The organism is Actinomadura sp. RB99, from assembly GCF_014706005.1.
Taxonomy (GTDB): Bacteria; Actinomycetota; Actinomycetes; order Streptosporangiales; family Streptosporangiaceae; genus Spirillospora.
The window spans coordinates 100,208-116,550 of record NZ_JABMCA010000028.1 but is presented as its reverse complement, the minus strand read 5'-3'; the positions used below and the strand labels follow the sequence as shown (position 1 = coordinate 116,550).

13 protein-coding genes and 1 pseudogene are annotated in these 16,343 nt (G+C 73.3%); 6 read left to right on the top strand and 8 right to left on the bottom strand.

Annotated features, from left to right (window positions below; all coding sequences use genetic code 11):
* Positions 1–273: pseudogene (locus amrb99_RS24595) on the bottom strand (hypothetical protein); the annotation flags it as partial.
* Between the two features lie 106 nt (positions 274–379).
* Between amrb99_RS24595 and amrb99_RS24590 the strand changes: the two are divergent.
* A complete protein-coding gene (locus amrb99_RS24590) occupies positions 380–871 on the top strand; it encodes an Lrp/AsnC family transcriptional regulator (protein ID WP_206700089.1) in 492 nt (163 codons plus the stop codon).
* Between the two features lie 97 nt (positions 872–968).
* Here amrb99_RS24590 and amrb99_RS24585 read toward each other — a convergent pair whose 3' ends face one another.
* Entirely contained in the window at positions 969–1,448 is a 480-nt protein-coding gene (locus tag amrb99_RS24585; protein ID WP_190860061.1) for a hypothetical protein, read from the bottom strand.
* A gap of 517 nt (positions 1,449–1,965) precedes the next feature.
* On the opposite strand from amrb99_RS24585, the gene amrb99_RS24580 reads away from it, so the two are divergent.
* The 3 genes from amrb99_RS24580 (at position 1,966) to amrb99_RS24570 (ending at position 4,972) form a co-directional block, all read left to right on the top strand.
* Positions 1,966–3,672 carry an AMP-binding protein gene (locus amrb99_RS24580; protein WP_190860059.1) on the top strand — a complete coding sequence of 569 codons (1,707 nt, stop codon included), beginning with the start codon at positions 1,966–1,968 and terminating at the stop codon, positions 3,670–3,672.
* A gap of 30 nt (positions 3,673–3,702) precedes the next feature.
* Entirely contained in the window at positions 3,703–4,629 is a 927-nt protein-coding gene (locus tag amrb99_RS24575; RefSeq protein WP_347256829.1) for an aminoglycoside phosphotransferase family protein, read from the top strand.
* A 79-nt stretch (positions 4,630–4,708) separates the two neighbouring features.
* Entirely contained in the window at positions 4,709–4,972 is a 264-nt protein-coding gene (locus amrb99_RS24570; RefSeq protein ID WP_190860057.1) for a zf-TFIIB domain-containing protein, read from the top strand.
* A 94-nt stretch (positions 4,973–5,066) separates the two neighbouring features.
* On the opposite strand, the gene amrb99_RS24565 is transcribed toward amrb99_RS24570, so the two are convergent.
* From amrb99_RS24565 to amrb99_RS24555, 3 genes are read right to left on the bottom strand one after another with little or no spacing between them, the layout of a single operon-like run.
* Positions 5,067–7,622, bottom strand: a complete 2,556-nt coding sequence (locus amrb99_RS24565) for a polynucleotide kinase-phosphatase (protein WP_190860055.1) — start codon at positions 7,620–7,622, stop codon at positions 5,067–5,069.
* A complete protein-coding gene (locus amrb99_RS24560; RefSeq protein ID WP_190860053.1) occupies positions 7,619–9,073 on the bottom strand; it encodes a 3' terminal RNA ribose 2'-O-methyltransferase Hen1 in 1,455 nt (484 codons plus the stop codon). Before amrb99_RS24560 ends, amrb99_RS24565 begins: the two co-directional genes overlap by 4 nt.
* A 38-nt stretch (positions 9,074–9,111) precedes the next feature.
* Positions 9,112–10,161 carry a DUF3152 domain-containing protein gene (locus amrb99_RS24555; RefSeq protein ID WP_241755870.1) on the bottom strand — a complete coding sequence of 350 codons (1,050 nt, stop codon included), beginning with the start codon at positions 10,159–10,161 and terminating at the stop codon, positions 9,112–9,114.
* A 254-nt stretch (positions 10,162–10,415) separates the two neighbouring features.
* Between amrb99_RS24555 and amrb99_RS24550 the strand changes: the two genes are divergently transcribed.
* Positions 10,416–11,264 (top strand): TIGR02452 family protein, encoded by an 849-nt coding sequence (locus amrb99_RS24550; RefSeq protein ID WP_190860050.1) that lies wholly within the window; start codon positions 10,416–10,418, stop codon positions 11,262–11,264.
* Between the two features lie 36 nt (positions 11,265–11,300).
* Here the strand turns inward: amrb99_RS24550 and amrb99_RS24545 are convergent, their stop codons facing one another.
* The gene (locus amrb99_RS24545; protein ID WP_347256828.1) at positions 11,301–12,041 is read right to left on the bottom strand and encodes a TetR/AcrR family transcriptional regulator C-terminal domain-containing protein; all 741 of its coding nucleotides are present in this window, start codon (positions 12,039–12,041) and stop codon (positions 11,301–11,303) included.
* Positions 12,042–12,216: 175 nt separating this feature from the next.
* Here amrb99_RS24545 and amrb99_RS24540 point away from each other — a divergent pair, with 175 nt between their 5' ends.
* Positions 12,217–13,947, top strand: coding sequence for an MFS transporter (locus tag amrb99_RS24540; RefSeq protein WP_206700088.1), 1,731 nt, complete (start codon positions 12,217–12,219; stop codon positions 13,945–13,947).
* A gap of 224 nt (positions 13,948–14,171) precedes the next feature.
* On the opposite strand, the gene amrb99_RS24535 is transcribed toward amrb99_RS24540, so the two are convergent.
* Positions 14,172–15,098, bottom strand: a complete 927-nt coding sequence (locus amrb99_RS24535; RefSeq protein ID WP_190860046.1) for an LLM class F420-dependent oxidoreductase — start codon at positions 15,096–15,098, stop codon at positions 14,172–14,174.
* A gap of 44 nt (positions 15,099–15,142) precedes the next feature.
* The gene (locus amrb99_RS24530; RefSeq protein ID WP_190860043.1) at positions 15,143–16,300 is read right to left on the bottom strand and encodes a DUF11 domain-containing protein; all 1,158 of its coding nucleotides are present in this window, start codon (positions 16,298–16,300) and stop codon (positions 15,143–15,145) included.
* Positions 16,301–16,343: the final 43 nt, after the last annotated feature.

Genomic DNA, 16,343 nt, shown 5'->3' with positions numbered 1-16,343 from the left:
GCTGATCTCCGCGCCGGTGGCGTCGCCGCCGGCGTGCGCGATGCGGCGGCGATGGTGGCCGGCCGCGCGGGTCAGCGCGAGCGCGCCGACCCCCGTGCCGACGATCCCGGCGGTGGCGGGGACGCCGCCCCAGCCGGTGCCGAGCCGGTCCGCGGCGGCCAGCGTGCCCGCCGCGCTCGCCATCGACATCGCCGCGTTCATGAGGGCTGTCCCCGCGCACAGCGCCGCCATCGGGCGCGCCCGTGCGGGGCGCGCGGTGAGGGTCTGATCCATGCCCTCGACGCTAGAAAGGTCCTGCGCCGGGATGAATGGACGATCTATGGTGTTCGCTCGGCGCCGCCTGGCGTTCGGAAGCCGATTCCGGAAAGGGGCCTTGCGGATGGATCGGGAGCTCGACCGGACGGACTGGCGCATCATCGCCGAACTCCAGCGCGACGGGCGGCTGTCGTTCAACCGGCTCGCGGCCCGCGTCAACCTGTCGGCGCCCGCGGTGGCCGAGCGGGTCCGGCGGCTGGAGGAGTCCGGGGTGATCACCGGCTACCAGGCGCGGATCGACCCGGCCCGCGTCGGCCAGCCGCTCACCGCGTTCGTGCAGATGCGCTGCGCCCTCGGCCGCTGCCTGCTGAAGACCACCACCGCCGAGGACCTGCCCGAGGTCACCGAGGTGCACAAGCTCAGCGGGAACTGGTGCTCGATGCTCAAGGTGCGGGTCGCGTCCATGCCGCACCTCGAGGGGCTGCTGGAGCGCCTCGGCGAGCACGGCGAGATGAACTCCCACATCGTGCTGTCCACCGCGTACGAGGCGCGCGCCGTCGAGGCCCCGGCGCCGGAGTCCCGGACGGTGACCGCCTCCGAGGGCTGGACCCGCTGACGGCGCGACGTGCCGCCGGTCCGGGCCGGGCCGTCAGCGCGCCGGGCCGTCAGCGGGCCGGGGCGTCATCGCGCCGGGCCGTCAGCGGGCCGGGGCGTCATCGCGCCGGGTGCGGCGCGGGCGACGGGGTCCGGCTCGCCGCCGGTCCGATCGTGATGGTGCCGCCGCGCTCGACATGGCGCAGGCGGGCCGCCATCCCGCGCCGCCCCACCTCCTTGTCGAAGTCCGAGAGCGGCGACTTCATCACCGTGTAGTCGTCGTAGTGGACGGGGACGGCGGTCGCGCAGCCGGTGGTCTCCAGCCACTGCGCGCCCTGGCGCCCGTCCATGGTGACGGTGAGCAGCCCGAGCAGCCGGGTGCCGCCGAGATGCACGACGCCCGCGTCGATGCCGGGGAACCGGCGGCGGATCTCGCCGATCTCGTCGTACATGAGCGTGTCGCCGCTGATGCACAGCCGGAACCTCGGTTCGCCGTCCGGCGGGCCGAACTCCAGCAGCGACCCCATGACGGGCGGCAGGAGGCGGCTCAGCGGGCCGGGCGCGTGCCGTCCCGCTGAGCCGTGTAGCCCTGGTCGCACGTTCGTACTCTTGCGTTTCCGCGGGCATCGTTCCCGTCACCTGCAACGAAACGAACGCAAGCATTCGCCGTCCAGGCAGCCGCCGCTCGCGCGGCGACGGTCCCGGTCTCACCCGCATGCACGGAGCCGGGTTCCTGCTTCACAAGCGCCTGCCCGGATGAGCCGGGTCTTACATCGCCTCCACAGGCGTTTAGCCTCTCCGCCCCACTGGCGGCGAGGTCGAACAGGCTGGGGCAGCACCGACACCCCGGCCGAGACCAGGGGAGGCGAGCACAGCACCAGGTGACCGGTACGGGCACGGTGGCTTGGCTTTCGCCCCCACGCCCGCGCGGCATGGACCTCTCTTGCGTTCTCATTAAACACACGTTCGAGTGCGCTCGTTTGTCTTGACCCGAAAAAGCATGTTGCCCTCTCCGATCCAGGTCGATGCTCTCACCCCGCGAACGGCACCCCAAGCGGCGGGCGGAGGGCCGCGGCGAGTTCCGGGATCGGGCGGGTCGTGGTTGAATTCTCGATTATGTGGCCCTCGTCACAAAGATCACTCCCGTGGCGGCGGAGGTATCAGCCGGGGGTTCCCACCGACATCGAGATCCCGGACGTCCCCGTCACCCGGCTGCTCGACGACGCCGCGGAGCGGTACCCGCGGCGGACCGCGCTCGTCTTCTTCGGGCGGCGGCTCGACTACCGGGAGCTGCGGGACGCGGCGGACCGCTTCGCCGACGGGCTGCACCGGCTCGGCGTGCAGCCCGGCGACCGGGTCGCGCTGATCCTGCCGAACTGCCCGCAGGCCGTGATCGCGTTCTTCGGGGTGCTGCGCAGGGGCGCGATCGCCGTCCAGCACAACCCGCTGTACACCGAGGAGGAGATGCTCCACCAGCTCGCCGACTGCGACGCCCGGGTCGCCGTCGTGCTGGATCGTTCCTACGCGACGGTGCGGGCGGTGCGGCACCGGCTGCGGCTGGAGCACGTCGTCGTCACCTCGCTCGTCGACTACCTGCCGCCGGCCAGGCGCGCCGTGCTGCGGCTCCCGCTGGTGCAGACGCAGCGGCGCCGCGCGGCCATCACCGCGGACGTGCCCGGCGACGCGGGCGTCGTCCCGTTCAAGGAGCTGCAGCGGATCCCGCAGCGGCAGGTGCGGCAGCTTCCGGTGGAACCGTCGCGGGACCTGGCGGCCATCCAGTACACGGGCGGGACCGAGGGGCGCCCCAAGGGTGCCATGCTGACGCACCGCAACCTCGTCGCTAACGCGTGCCAGCAGCACGCCTGGGACGTCGGCGGGCGCGATGGGCAGGACGTGACGCTCGGGGTGCTGCCGCTGTTCCATTCGTTCGGCCTGATGAGCTGCCTCATCGCGCCGGTGATGACGGCGGGGGCGGTGGTACTGCTCCCGCGCTTCGACCGCGACCGGGTGCTGCGCGCCATCCGCAAGTACCGTCCGACGGTGTTCCCCGGTGTGCCGACGCTTTACGAGCAGGTGCTGGACAGCCCGCGGTTCCGGCCGTCGGACCTGCGGTCGCTGCGCGTGTACATCTGCGGCGCGATGGCGCTGGGGCAGCGGACGCTCGACCGCTTCGAGGAGCTGGGGGCGCGCGGGCTGATCCAGTGCTACGGGCTGACGGAGGCGTCTCCGGCCGTCACCGGCAACCCGCTGGGCGGCGGCGCCCGGAACACGACCGTGGGGCTGCCGCTGCCGATGACGGACGCCGTCATCGTGGACATCGACGAGCCGACGCGGGACCTGCCTCCCGGGGAGGTCGGCGAGCTGGTGGTGCGCGGCCCCCAGGTGTTCGCGGGCTATTGGAACGCGCCGCTGGCCACCGCGCAGGCCCTGTCCAAGGGCTGGCTCCGCACGGGCGACATCGCGGTGATGGACGAGGACGGGTTCATCACGATCCTCGAGCGGCAGCGGGACATGATCAAGGTGAGCGGCTTCAGCGTCTTCCCGTCCGAGGTGGAGAAGGTCCTGCGGCGCCATCCCGCCGTGTACGACTGCGCCGTGGTCGGCGGGCCGGACGAGCGGCGCGGGGAGCGCGTCATCGCGCACGTGGTGGAGCACCCCGCCTACCCGTTCTCCGCAGACGAGCTGCGGCGGCACTGCGAGCGCTACCTCTCGCACTACAAGGTGCCCGCCGAGTTCCGCCCGCGCACGGAGCTGCCGCGGAACGTCCTGGGGAAGGTCGTGCGGCGCAAGCTGCGCGACGAATCGGTGAATTCTCCGGCGTAGGGGGCGCCCGCCGGGTGGTTGACTGTCCCCGTGGAGACCGAGACCGCCCCGCCGGAGCTCTCCGCCCGGCTCGTCGAGATCGGGCGTGACTCGTCCCGCGTCGCCGCGCGCGCTTCGGACGCGCCGCTCGATCCGGAGACGCTGTACGACCGTCACGGCGTGCTGGTCGTGCGGGTGGGCGACGTCGTGGTGAAGGCGCATCAGCCCGGCCGCGACTACGGGGAGCCGTTCCTCGAACGCATCAAGGTGGCGGCGTCCCTGCCGGACCTCCTGCTGGGGCCGCTCGGTCCGCCGTCGATCGTGGACGGCCGTACGGTGACGCTCTCCGCGTACGGGGAGCCGGTGGATCCGCACGAGGAACTTCCGTGGGAGGACGCCGGACGGCTTCTGGCGGCGCTCCACTCCACGCCCATACCGGCGGACGCACCGTCCTGGGGGCGTCCCACGCGCGTGGCGACGCAGGTGGCGCGCCTCGGCGACGGCCCTGCCGAGGAGGAGGTGCGGCGCGCGTTCGCGACCCTGCCCGCCTGGATTCGCGGTGAAGGGGCGGGCGACGCGCGTCCCGCGCGCGCGGAGTGCCTCATTCACGGCGACTGGCATCTCGGCCAGATGGTGCGCGCGCGGGATGGCCGCTGGCGGCTGATAGACATCGAGGACCTCGGCAGGGGCGACCCCGCGTGGGACCTCGCCCGCCCTGCGGCGCTGTACCTGTCGGGCGTCCTGCACCCCGACGATTGGGCGCGGTTCCTCGACGCCTACGTCGAGGCCGGCGGCCCCGCGGTGCCGGACGCCGGCGCCCCCTGGACGCACCTCGACATGCCCGCGCGAAGTCTGGCGATCCAGATCGCCGCCACGTGCGTCATATCCGCACGGGAGGATGAGCGCCCGTTGGACGGACCGGAGCAGGCGATGGTGGACGCCTGCGGCAGAATCTCCGCGACGGGGGGCGCGGCATGACGGCCGGCGTGACGTGGCGCGGAACCCGCCCTACGTTTAGCCTCTACCTGGGGATCCATAACGGAAGGACGACAAGGCGATGCACTGCCCTAAGTGTCATGGATTGATGCGGACCTACAACCGCAGCGGCGTCCACATCGAGCAGTGTGACAACTGCCGGGGCATCTTCCTCGACTACGGCGAGCTCGAGGCCCTCAGCCAGATGGAGGCCCGGCACCGGGCCGCTCCGCCGCCGCCCGGATGGGGCGCCCCGGCGGCGGCCGTGCACCACCATCACCACGGTGGCCACCACGGGCACCACGGCCACCACGGCGGCGTTTTCCACATGCTCTTCTCGACCTGACCCGCACGCGGCCCGCCCCTCTGGGAGGCGGGCCGCGGTCGTTCCCGGCCCTATGGGCCGCGCAAGCGCGCCCGGCGGGCCGCGGCGGCGGCCGTCACAGGCGCGGGTCGACGGGCTCCGACTCCAGGGCCAGCACGGCGAAGACGGCCTGGTGGACCCGCCACAGCGGCTCCCCGGCGGCGAGCCGGTCGAGCGCCTCGGTTCCGAGGGCGTGCTCGCGCATCGCCAGCGACCGCTTGCGGCCGAGCGACCTGCCGCGCAGCCGGTCGAGGTTCTCCGGCTCGGTGTAGTCCGGCCCGTAGATGATCCGCAGGTACTCCCGGCCCCGGCACTTCACGCCCGGCTGGACCTTCGTGCCCTCCGGGAGCGGGCCGAGCGGCTTGACGACCATCCCCTCCCCGCCCGACGCGGTGAGCTTCTCCCACCACTCGGTCGCGGCGGCCTCCGACTCCGGCGACGCCAGGTCCACGACGACCGACTCGGTCCGCTGGAGCAGCCCGGTGGGGTCGGCGGCGGCGAGCCCGGCGGCCACGTCCATGTGCCAGTCGTGGTCGCGTGCCGTGGCCAGGGAGCGGCCCTCGGCGGCGAGCACCTGGAACGGCGCGATCCGCACTCCCTCCAGCCCGTTCACGGGCCAGCAGTAGCGCGCGTAGGCGTCGCGGAAGCGCGCCGCGTTGGCCGCGCGCCGGTCGATGTGCTCGCGGAGCCCGCCGATGTCGAGGCCGCGCTCGTGTGCGCGCGCGAGGACGTCGGACGCCATCGGCAGCGCGGCGCGCGCCGCCGCGCCGGTCGCGGCGTACTGGGTGCGGATGAGGTCCATGGCCTTGGCCGACCAGGGCAGCAGCTCGCAGTCCAGCACGAGCCATCCGGTCTCCAGCTCGTCCCACAGCCCGGTGGCGCCGATCGCGGAACGGAGGCGGCCGAGCACCTCCTCGGTCGCGGACGCGTCGCGGAAGAAGGACCGCCCGGTGCGGGTGTAGACCGCGCCGGTCGTCCCGTCGTCCACGCCGAAGCGGGTCTCGGCGACGGACGCGTCGCGGCACACGACCGCGACGGCGCGCGAGCCCATGTGCTTCTCCTCGCAGATCGCGCGCAGGACGCCCTTCTCCCGGTACGCGGCGAGCGCCTCGGCGGGGTGCTCCAGGTACCCGGGCAGCGGCGAGGTGGCGGCGGGCGCCATCGTGGGCGGCAGGTAGACGAGCCACCGCGGGTCGACGGCGAACCGGCTCATCACCTCCAGCGCGGCGAGCGCGTTCTCCTCCCGGACGGTGACGCGCCCCATCAGCCGGGTCTCCACGCCCTGGTTGCCGAGAACGTCGTCGATCTTCAAGACGTCGCTCTCGCGGTGGCCGCCCGGCGCCGAGGCGGACGCCGCGTGCAGCGGCCGGGTCGGCTCGTACCAGACCTGCCGCGCGGGCACCGACACCAGCTCGCGCTCCGGGTAGCGCAGCGCGGTCAGCTTGCCGCCGAACACCGCGCCGGTGTCCAGGCAGATGGTGTTGTTGATCCACTCGGCGTCCGGGACGGGCGTGTGGCCGTACACCACCATCGCCTTGCCTCGGTAGTCGCGCGCCCACGGGTACCGGACGGGCAGCCCGTACTCGTCGGTCTCCCCGGTGGTGTCGCCGTACAGCGCGAACGACCGGACACGGCCCGACGCGCGCCCGTGGTAGTCCTCCTTGAGCCCGGCGTGGGCCACGACCAGTCGGCCTTCGTCGAGGACGTAGTGGCTGATGAGCCCGTCCATGAAGCGCAGCGCGCCGTCGCGGAACTCCTCGGTCTCGGCGCCGAACTGCTCCATCGACTCGGCGAGCCCGTGCGACAGCCGAACCTGGCGCCCGCGCAGGGCCCGGACGAGCTTCGCCTCGTGGTTGCCGGAGACGCACAGCGCGTTGCCGGCCTCCACCATCCCCTTGACGAGCCGGACGACGCCCGGTGAGTCCGGGCCGCGGTCGACCAGGTCCCCGACGAAGACGGCGGTGCGGCCGCCCGGGTGGTTCGCGTCCACGGCCAGGCCCTGCGCGTCCCGCTCGATCCCGTAGCCGAGGTCGCCCAGCAGGTCCTCCAGTTCGGCGAGGCACCCGTGCACGTCGCCGATGATGTCGAACGGCCCGGTGAGGTCCCGCCGGTCGTTCCACGCCTTCTCGTAGACGATCGTCGCGGCGTCGATCTCCTCCTGGCCGGACAGCACGTAGCAGCGCCGGAACTCGCGGCCCAGCGTCCGCAGCCCGCGGTTCAGCTCGCGCCGCTGGCGCGGGATCACGTGCGCGGGCATGTCCCGGTCGGGCCGGACGGCGTTGCGCTCGGCGGCGAGCCGCTCGGGGACGTCCAGGACGATCGCCGCCGTCAGCACGTCGTGCTCCTTGGCGAGCCGCAGCAGCGCCTGGCGCGCCTTGCTCTGCACGTTCGTCGCGTCCACCACGGTGAGCAGGCCGCGCCGCAGCCGCTTGGCCACGATGTAGTGCAGCAGGTCGAACGCGTCGCCGGTGGCGGACTGGTCGTTCTCGTCGTCGGACACCATGCCGCGGCAGCGGTCGGACGACACCACCTGCGTCGGCGCGAAGTGCTTGCGCGCGAAGTGCGACTTGCCCGACCCGGTCACGCCGACCAGGACGACGAGCCCCATCTCCGGAAGCCGGATCTCGGTCATCGGACGAACACTCCCATCTGCGTCGGCGCGCCCACCTCGGGGTCGTCGTCGCCGACGGGCACGTGGCGGACGCGGTAGCCGTGCGCGGCGGCGACGCCGTCCGCCCAAGCGCGGAACTCCGCGCGGGTCCATTCGAAGCGGTGGTCGGGGTGGCGCATGGCGCCGGGCGCCAGCCCCTCGTAGCGGACGTTGTGCTCGGCGTTGGGGGTCGTCACGATGACGACGCGGGGCTGGGCGTGGCCGAACACGACCTGCTCCATGGCACGGAGCCGGGGCGGGTCGATGTGCTCGACGACCTCCATCAGCACGGCCGCCTCGTAGCCGCGGAAGCGGTCGTCCGCGTAGGTGAGGGCGCTCTGGAAGACGTCCAGGACGCGCTTGTCGGGACGGTGCCGCGGCTTGTCCAGGCGCAGCCGGCGCGCCGCCCCCTCCAGCGCGCGGTACGAGACGTCCGTACCGGCGATCTCCGCGAAGAAGTCGTCCCGGGCGAGGCGCGCCAGGAGCTTCCCCGACCCGCAGCCCATGTCGATGACGCGGCGCGCGTCCTCGTCGTGGAGCGCCTGCACGACCGCCTGGACCCGCCGCTCCGACAGCGAGACCGGCGCCTCTTCTTCGGCGGCGGCCCCGTCCGCGCCGTTCGCGGCGGTGGCGCCGTTCTCCGCCCGCGCGGGCTCCTCCTCGACCTCGACCGGGTCGAGGGCCTCCTCCGGCGCGTCCTCCGCGTCGGCCAGGCGGCCCAGCGCGGCGCGCACGAGCGCGCGCCGGTTGGCGAGGTAGCGGCGGGTGATGGCCGCCCGGTCGGGATGCGTGCCGAGCCACCCCTCCCCCGCCCGGATGAGCTTGTCGACCTCGTCCGGCGCCATCCAGTAGTGCTTCGCGTCGTCCAGCACGGGCAGCAGCACGTAGAGCTGGTTGAGCGCGTCGGCGAGCCGCATACGGCCGGTGAGCGTGAGCGTCACGTAGCGGGAGTCGCCCCATTCGGCGAACTCCGGGTCCAGCGGCACGGGCACCGCCGACACGTCCCAGCCCAGCGGCGCGAAGAAGCGCTCGGCCTGCCCCGGACCGCCCCGGCACGGCAGCGCCGGCAGCACGATCTCCAGGGGGATCGCGGACTCCGCCAGCTCCGGGCGCAGCGCGCACTTGCCGCGCATGGCGGTGCGGAAGACGTTCGCCATCGCGGACGCCAGCAGCGACGACGCCGCGTACGGGCGGTCGTTCACGTACTGGCCGAGGGAGAAGTCGGGCGTGCCCTTGCCGCGCGTGCGCACCAGCTTGACGGGGTCGACGTCCAGCAGCAGCGCCGCCGTGCAGCGCCCCGCGTCCGCGTCGGGGTAGAAGACGTGCGCGGTGCCGAAGGACTGGCCGAAGCTCTGCGCCTTGTCCGGATGCTTGTGCAGCAGGAAGCCCAGGTCGGTCGCCTGGTCCGCGGTGGTACTGATCGTGAGGAGCACGCCTCGAGTGTGGCGGAACCCGGCGATGCGCTTCTAATTCATTTTCCGGGCACGGAGGGGCCGGTCAGGAAACGGCCGTGCGTGTCGTACGGCCACGGGTTGATCCTGCAGCCTTTCAGCCCGTAGATCTGCTGCATCATCACGGGCGCGGGGCGGCCGCGCCCCGGGCAGGTCATGTGGCCGAATCCCAGCCGGTGGCCGACCTCGTGGTTGATGGTGAGGGCGTGGTAGGCGTCCGGCTGCCCGCGGTAGTACTTCGTCAGCAGCAGCCAGCGCCGCAGGTTCACCACGACCTGCTTGCCGCCGCTGCAGTTCACCGTGCCGTTCGTGGTCATGCCGTACGAGCCGCAGATCCGGTCGACGGTCTTCGGCGACGCGAGCTGCACCACGAAGTCGTACTGGCCGGAGTTCACGCGCTGGAACGCCCATTTGCCGCTGGCCGTCCACCCGCGCGGATCGGCGAGTATCTTGTCGACGCTGCGCGCGAACTTCGTGGGGTTCTGCCGTAAGCCGCCCTCCACCTGGACCATGTAGCGCATGACCTTTCCGTGGCCGAACACGCGGCTTCCGGAAGCGGGCAGAAGGAATTTCCCCGTCCCCTTCGTGGGGATGTACAGCGAGCTCTTGGGCGTGGCGGACGGCGCGTCGGGCGGTTCCGTCTCGACCCGCGCGCCGCCGTCCCCCTTGCCGGTCTCCCGTGCGGGCGGCGGCGGCGCGGCGGCGTGCTTGGTCCCGCCGCCGAAGCTCAGGTAGGCCATCGCGCCGAGCCCGGCGACGCTGATCAGCACCAGGGCGGTGACGCCCAGGATCACTCCGCGCAGCCGCGTCCGCCGGGCGCCCTCGAACTCGCGCTCCAGGTCGTCGCCGAGCCAGTCCCCCGTGGACGGACGGCGGGGCCCGCCTCCACCGCGCCCGCCGCGCCCGCCTCCGCCTTGCCCGCGCCCGCCGCGCCGGCGCCCGCCCTGGCCCCCGCGTCCGCCGCGCGGTGCGGGGGGTTCCGCCGCGAAGGACGCCTCTCCCGGGAACGGCTCCTGTCCCGGAAACGGCTCCTGCGCCGGGCCCGGGTACCCGGACCCGGCGGGCGGCATCGGCGGCTGGGGCGGGGGCGCGGGGGCCCGGCGGTGGGACGACGCCCGGCGCCGGCCTTCTCGGGATCGTGGAGGCTGCATCGCGGGCCAGCATGCCAGAAAGTAGTCAGAATATGATCATTTCCCACAAATCCCCAGGTAGCGCGACAAGTGCCAACATCTCTGGCATGACTCGCCCGACCACGAAGAGTGGCGTGCCGAGCGCGAAAAGGGTTTGCGGCCGGCGGCGCGGGACCGCCACAATCCGGAGCGACATGAGCAGACACCCCCGCCGGATGACCGCGCAGGAGACCGTGGCCGTCCTCGAACGCGGCGAGTACCGTGCCCCGGCCGGGCACACCGTCTCCATCGCCGACGACCTGGCGCGCTGCGTGCGCGACACCGTCCTCTACCGCCCGGAGGAGCTGGACGCCCTCCTCAAGGACCTGCCGGGCACGGCACCGGGCGCGGGCCCCGCCGGCGGCGCCGCGACGCGCATCGAGGTGACCGACGAGACCACCCTCGCGGCGGCGCGGCGCCTGGTCGCGCCCGGGAAGGTCCCGCTGGCGCTGAACTTCGCCTCCGCCAAGAACCCCGGCGGAGGGTTCCTGAACGGCGCGCACGCCCAGGAGGAGGGTCTGGCCCGCTCGTCCGGCCTGTACCCGTCGCTGCGCGCCGCCAGGGAGTACTACGAGTTCCACCGCGCGCAGGGCGACCTGCTCTACAGCGACCACATGATCTACTCCCCCGGCGTGCCGGTGATCCGCACCGACGCCGGGCGCCTGCTCGACGAGCCGTACGAGGTGGCGTTCCTGACCTCGCCCGCTCCGAACCGGGGCGCGATCCGCGACCCCGAGAAGGCGGAGCGGATCCCTGACGTGCTGCGCGTGCGCGCGCGCAAGGTCCTCGCGGTGGCGCTGGCCCGGGGGCACGGGCGGCTGGTCCTGGGCGCGTGGGGCTGCGGCGTGTTCCGCAACGACCCGGCGGAGGTGGCGGAGGCGTTCGCCGGTCCGCTCGGGCCGGGCGGCGAGTTCGAGAACCGCTTCGAGCACGTCGTCTTCGCCGTCTGGGAGTCCGCCAAGGACACCCCCAGGCGCAACGCGTTCCGCCGCGTCTTCGGCTGACGCCCTCGCGGTGCCGCCCGCGGCGGCACCGCGGGCCTACGCGCCGCCGCCGTCCTCGATGTAGGAGGCGATGCCGCGCAGCAGGACGTCGAGCCCGAACTCGAAGCGCTCGGCGCCGCCCTCGTCGGTGAGGTCGTCCACCAGCGAGACGATGCGGGGATACCGGTCGGCCGGCAGGGCCTTGTAGTACTCGCGGATCTGGGCGAGGTACTTCTGGAAGTGCTCCCACGGGTCCTCGTCGCCCTTGATCGTCGCCGTGTAGAAGGTGTCCTCGATGGCGTCGGCGTCGATGTACATGCCCAGCGTGTCGACGGCGAGCCCGGCGATCTTCGGAGGGACGCCGGCCGCGATCATGAGGGCGAGCTGCGACTCGGCGACGGCGAGCAGGTTCGGGCCCGTCGGGATCAGCCCCATGGAGACCTTCGCGATGTCCCGGTGCGAGGTGTAGACGCGGCGGATCTCCATCGCGACCTCCTTCAGCTGCTCGCGCCACCGGGCCGGGTCGGGCTCGGCGGGCAGCCTGATCTCGGCGGCGACGCGGTCGAGCATCAGCTCCCGCAGCTCCTGCTTGTCCGAGACGTGCGCGTACAGGGAGGCCGGGCCGGTGCCGAGCTCCTGCGCGACGCGGCGCATGGTGACGGCCTCCAGGCCCTCGGCGTCCAGGACGGCGATCGCCGTCTCGACGACGAGCTCCTGCGTGAGCGGCTGCCGGGACGGCGCGGCCCTGCGCGGCCGGCGGCCCGGCGGCGTCGGCATGTCCGGACGTGCGCTGGCCACCTCGGGACCTCCCAATTTCGCGATACATCTTGACTATCCCGGAACGCGATATATCTTCTCTACCTGAGAGACAAACTCGCGTTCACGAACATCGTACTTGACACGAACGGCGTTCCCAACGTAGAACGGTGTTCGTAGTTAAGAACGGTGTTCCCCCCCCGTGATGGAGACGACCATGACCGAGACACTGCAGACCCCCGCGGGGGCCACCGGCACGGCCGGCTACCGCTGGCGGTGGGCCGCCCTCTTCGTGATCCTCGCCGGCGAGATCATGGACATGCTGGACTCCCTGATCACCAACATCGCCGCCCCCACCATCCGCGCCGAGCTGGGCGGATCCGCCGCCACCATCCAGTGGCTCGCGGCCGGCTACACCCTCGCCATGGCGGTCGGCGTCATCACCGGCGGCAGGCTCGGCGACCTGTACGGCCGCAAGCAGATGTTCGTCGTCGGCGCGGCCGGCTTCACCGCCGGCTCGCTGCTGTGCGGCGTGGCGGTCTCGCCCGGCATGCTGATCGGCGCCCGGCTGATGCAGGGCCTCTTCGGCGCGATGATGCTGCCGCAGGGCATCGGCATGATCAAGCAGATGTTCAGCGAGAAGGAGATGGGCGCCGCGTTCGGCGCGTTCGGCCCGGTCATGGGGCTGTCGTCGGTCGGCGGACCGGTGCTGGCCGGCTGGCTGATCGACGCCGACCTGTGGGGCACCGGCTGGCGGATGATCTTCCTGATCAACCTGCCGCTCGGCCTGGCCGCCGTGCTCGCCGGGCTGCGCTTCCTGCCCTCCGGGAAGTCCCCGCAGGCCACCCGGCTCGACCTCACCGGCGCCGTGCTGGCGTCCGTCGGCGCCGGGCTGATGATCTACCCGCTGGTGCAGGGCCGCGAGCTGGACTGGCCCGCCTGGACGTTCGCGATGATCGCCGCGTCCCTGGCCGTCTGGGCGCTCTTCGCCTGGTACGAGGCGCGCAAGCAGCGGGCCGGCGCCGACCCGCTCATCATCCCCAGCCTGTTCCGCAAGCGCGGCTTCACCGGCGGGCTCGTCGTCGGCGTCGTCTTCTTCAGCGCCATGGCGGGCACCGGCCTCGTGCTCTCGCTGTTCTTCCAGCTCGGCCTCGGCTTCTCCGCGCTCAAGGCCGGACTGTCGCAGATCCCGTGGTCGGTCGGCATCGTCCTCGGCTTCGGCGCGGCGCAGGCCGTCCAGCGGTTCGGCCGCATCGTCATCCAGGCGGGCGCCCTCGTCATGGCGGCCGGCATCGCCGGGATGTTCGCCACCCTGCAGCTCGCCGGCACCGGCGTCACGCCGTGGCAGCTCGTCCCGGCCCTGACCGTCACCGGGCTCGGCATGGGGCTGCTGATGGCCCCGTTCTTCGACACCGCCCTGGCGGGCGTCGAGCCCGAGGAGGCCGGCTCCGCGGGCGGCACCCTCACCGCGATCCAGCAGCTCGGCAGCTCGCTCGGCGCCGCCGTCCTCGGCACGATCTTCTTCGGGCTGCTCGGCGGCCACGTCGCCACCGCCGCCGACGACGGGTCGGCCGCGCTGCGCGGGCGGCTCACCGCCGCGTCCGTCCCGGCCGCGCAGCAGGAGCGCATCGTGACGGGTCTGCGGGCGTGCGGCCACGACCGGGCCACCGCCAAGGACGCCCAGGCCGTGCCGCCGTCCTGCGCGCGGATGCAGGAGGACGTCAAGGCGGCGATCGCCGCGGCGCCGGCCTCCGCCCCCGCGATCCAGAAGGCGGTGGCGGCGGACGCGGCGCACGCGGCCAAGGTCGGCTTCACCGGCGCCATGAAGATCACGCTGTGGATCGTGGTCGGCATGCTCGGCCTGACGTTCCTGGCCGTGTTCCTGCTGCCGAGGCACGCTCGCCCGCAGGACCCCGCCGGCGGCGGCGCGCAGCCCGCGGTCGCCTGACGCCCCGTGCCCGGCGGCGCCCCACGGCTCCGGCGGCTCCCGGCCCGGCGTCCCGCGACCCGGCGGCCCCGAGGTTCCGCGACCCGGCCCGGCAACCCCGGAGAAAGGCCCGCGGCGAGGACGAGCGCTCCTGCGTGGAGCGCACGTCCCGCCGCGGGCCTTCCGCCATACCGGGCCCGGCGTACCGGGCGCCTCTCGACGAGCGGGCGCCGGAGCGGCGCCGGTCAGACCTTGGCCAGCACCTCCGACGCCAGCAGCTCCAGGTGGTCCAGGTCGCTCAGGTCGAGGACCTGCAGGTAGAGCCGCTCGGCGCCGAGCTCCCCGAACCGCCCGATCTTCTCCACGATCTCGGCCGGGGTGCCCGCCAGGCCGTTCTCCCGCAGCTCGTCGACCCGGCGGCCGATGGCGTCGGCGCGGCGCGCGATCTCCGCCTCGTCCCGCCCGCAGCAGACGACCTGCGCGGCGGAGTACACCATCGGCTTGGTCCGCCCTGCGTCCCGGCACGCGGCCCGGACCCGGCCGAACGCGCCACCGGTGTCCTCGACCTGGTGGAACGGCACGTTGTACTCGTCGGCGTAGGCGGCGGCCAGGCGCGGCGTCCGCTTCGGCCCGAAACCGCCAAGGATCACCGGCGGGCCGCCCGCCTGCGCCGGCTTCGGCAGCGCGGGCGAGTCCTTGAGCGTGTAGTGCTTCCCGGCGAAGGAGAACGTCTCCCCGTCCGGCGTGCCCCACAGCCCGGTGACGATCCGGATCTGCTCCTCCAGCCGCTCGAACCGCTCGTTCAGGCTGGGGAACGGGATGCCGTAGTGGACGTGCTCCTCCTCGAACCAGCCCGTCCCGATCCCGAAGTCGACGCGGCCGCCGCTCATCTGGTCGACCTGCGCGACGGAGATCGCCAGCGGGCCCGGGTAGCGGAACGTCCCGGCCGTCACCAGGGTGCCGAGCCGGATCCGGCTCGTCTCGCGGGCCAGCGCGCCGAGCGTGACCCAGGAGTCGGTCGGGCCCGGCTCGCCCGACACGTCCCCCATCTTGGTGTAGTGGTCGGAGCGGAAGAACGCGTCGAAGCCGAGGTCCTCCGCCGCCTTGGCGACCGACAGCAGTGTTTCGTAGCTCGCCCCCTGCTGGGGCTCGGTGAAGATCCGTAGACGCATGGGTCCATCCTCGTACGTCCGCGCCCCTGCCCGCGCCGCGGGACCTACCTCCCGGCCGCCCGCTTGGACTGCGGCGCGCCCGCCTGCGCCTTCTTCGGCGCCTTCTTCGGCGCGTGCTTCGGCGTTCCCTTCGGTGCGTGCTTCTTGCCCCCGGCCTGCTCGGCGTGGCCCTTCTTCACCGGGCTCTTCTTCACCGGGCTCTTCTGCGCCGTCATCCTGGTGCGGACGGTCGCGGAGTTGTTGCCGGGGCGCGGATCGATGGTCGACGACGTGACCCGCGAGGCGTACTGGAGCACCTTCCCGGCCCGGACGTTCCCGGCCGGCAGCACCTTGAAGCGCAGCGTCCGCGTCTCGCCGGGCCGCAGCGAGCCGACCCCGCACACGAAGCCCCGCCGCTCGGGGACGCACGCGGCGTTCCCGACGAGCAGCCGCACCGGTCCCGACGCGTGGACGAACACGTTCTCGGCCGTGGCCGGGCCCCGGTTGCCGATCTTCAGCTGATAGGAGATCGGCGCGCCGGCCCGCGCGGTCGCGGGCGCGGTCTTCTGCATGACGAGGTCCGCCGTCCGGGCGACGCGCACCGCCGGGAAGCTCGCGGCGGCGCGCATCCCGCGCCACGTCGCCGTCGCGGGGATCCGGAGCGCCTCGTCCGGCCGGGCGCGCCGGGCGACCTTCGCCCGGATCATCCCGGCGACCGTCTCACCGGGCCGGACGGCGCCGAGATCGCACTCGACCGTCCACCCGCTCACCGCGCAGTCGCGCCGCCCCGACACGAACTCCAGCGACTTCGGCAGCGTCGCGCGGACCACCGCGCGGCCCGCCTTCCCCGGTCCGTTCGCCGTCACCGCGAACGGCCAGTCGTACGTGCGGCCGGGGAGCACGGCCTGGCCGGGACCGCTGGTGTGCAGCCGCACCGACCTGGCCTTCTTCTGCTGCTTGACGGGCTTGCGGTGCGGCGCAGGGCGGGCCCGTCCCTTGCCTTTGCCCTTGCCCTTGTGCCCCTGCCCCTTGCCCTTGCCCTTGTGGCCGTGCTCGCCCTCGTGCCCCTTGCCCTGGTGTCCGTGCTGCCCCTTGTGCCCCGACGGGCCTGGGCCGTCGGCCCGCGCGGCCGCGCCCGCGAGCGGCACCACGCCCAGCAGCGGCGCGGCCGCCAGCACCGCGAGCGCCCGCGCGCCGGCGTGCCCCGTCCTCTTCCGCATCATCCTGAAACCCCCCGTGGCCTGCATTTACGTAGCGGACAGGTCC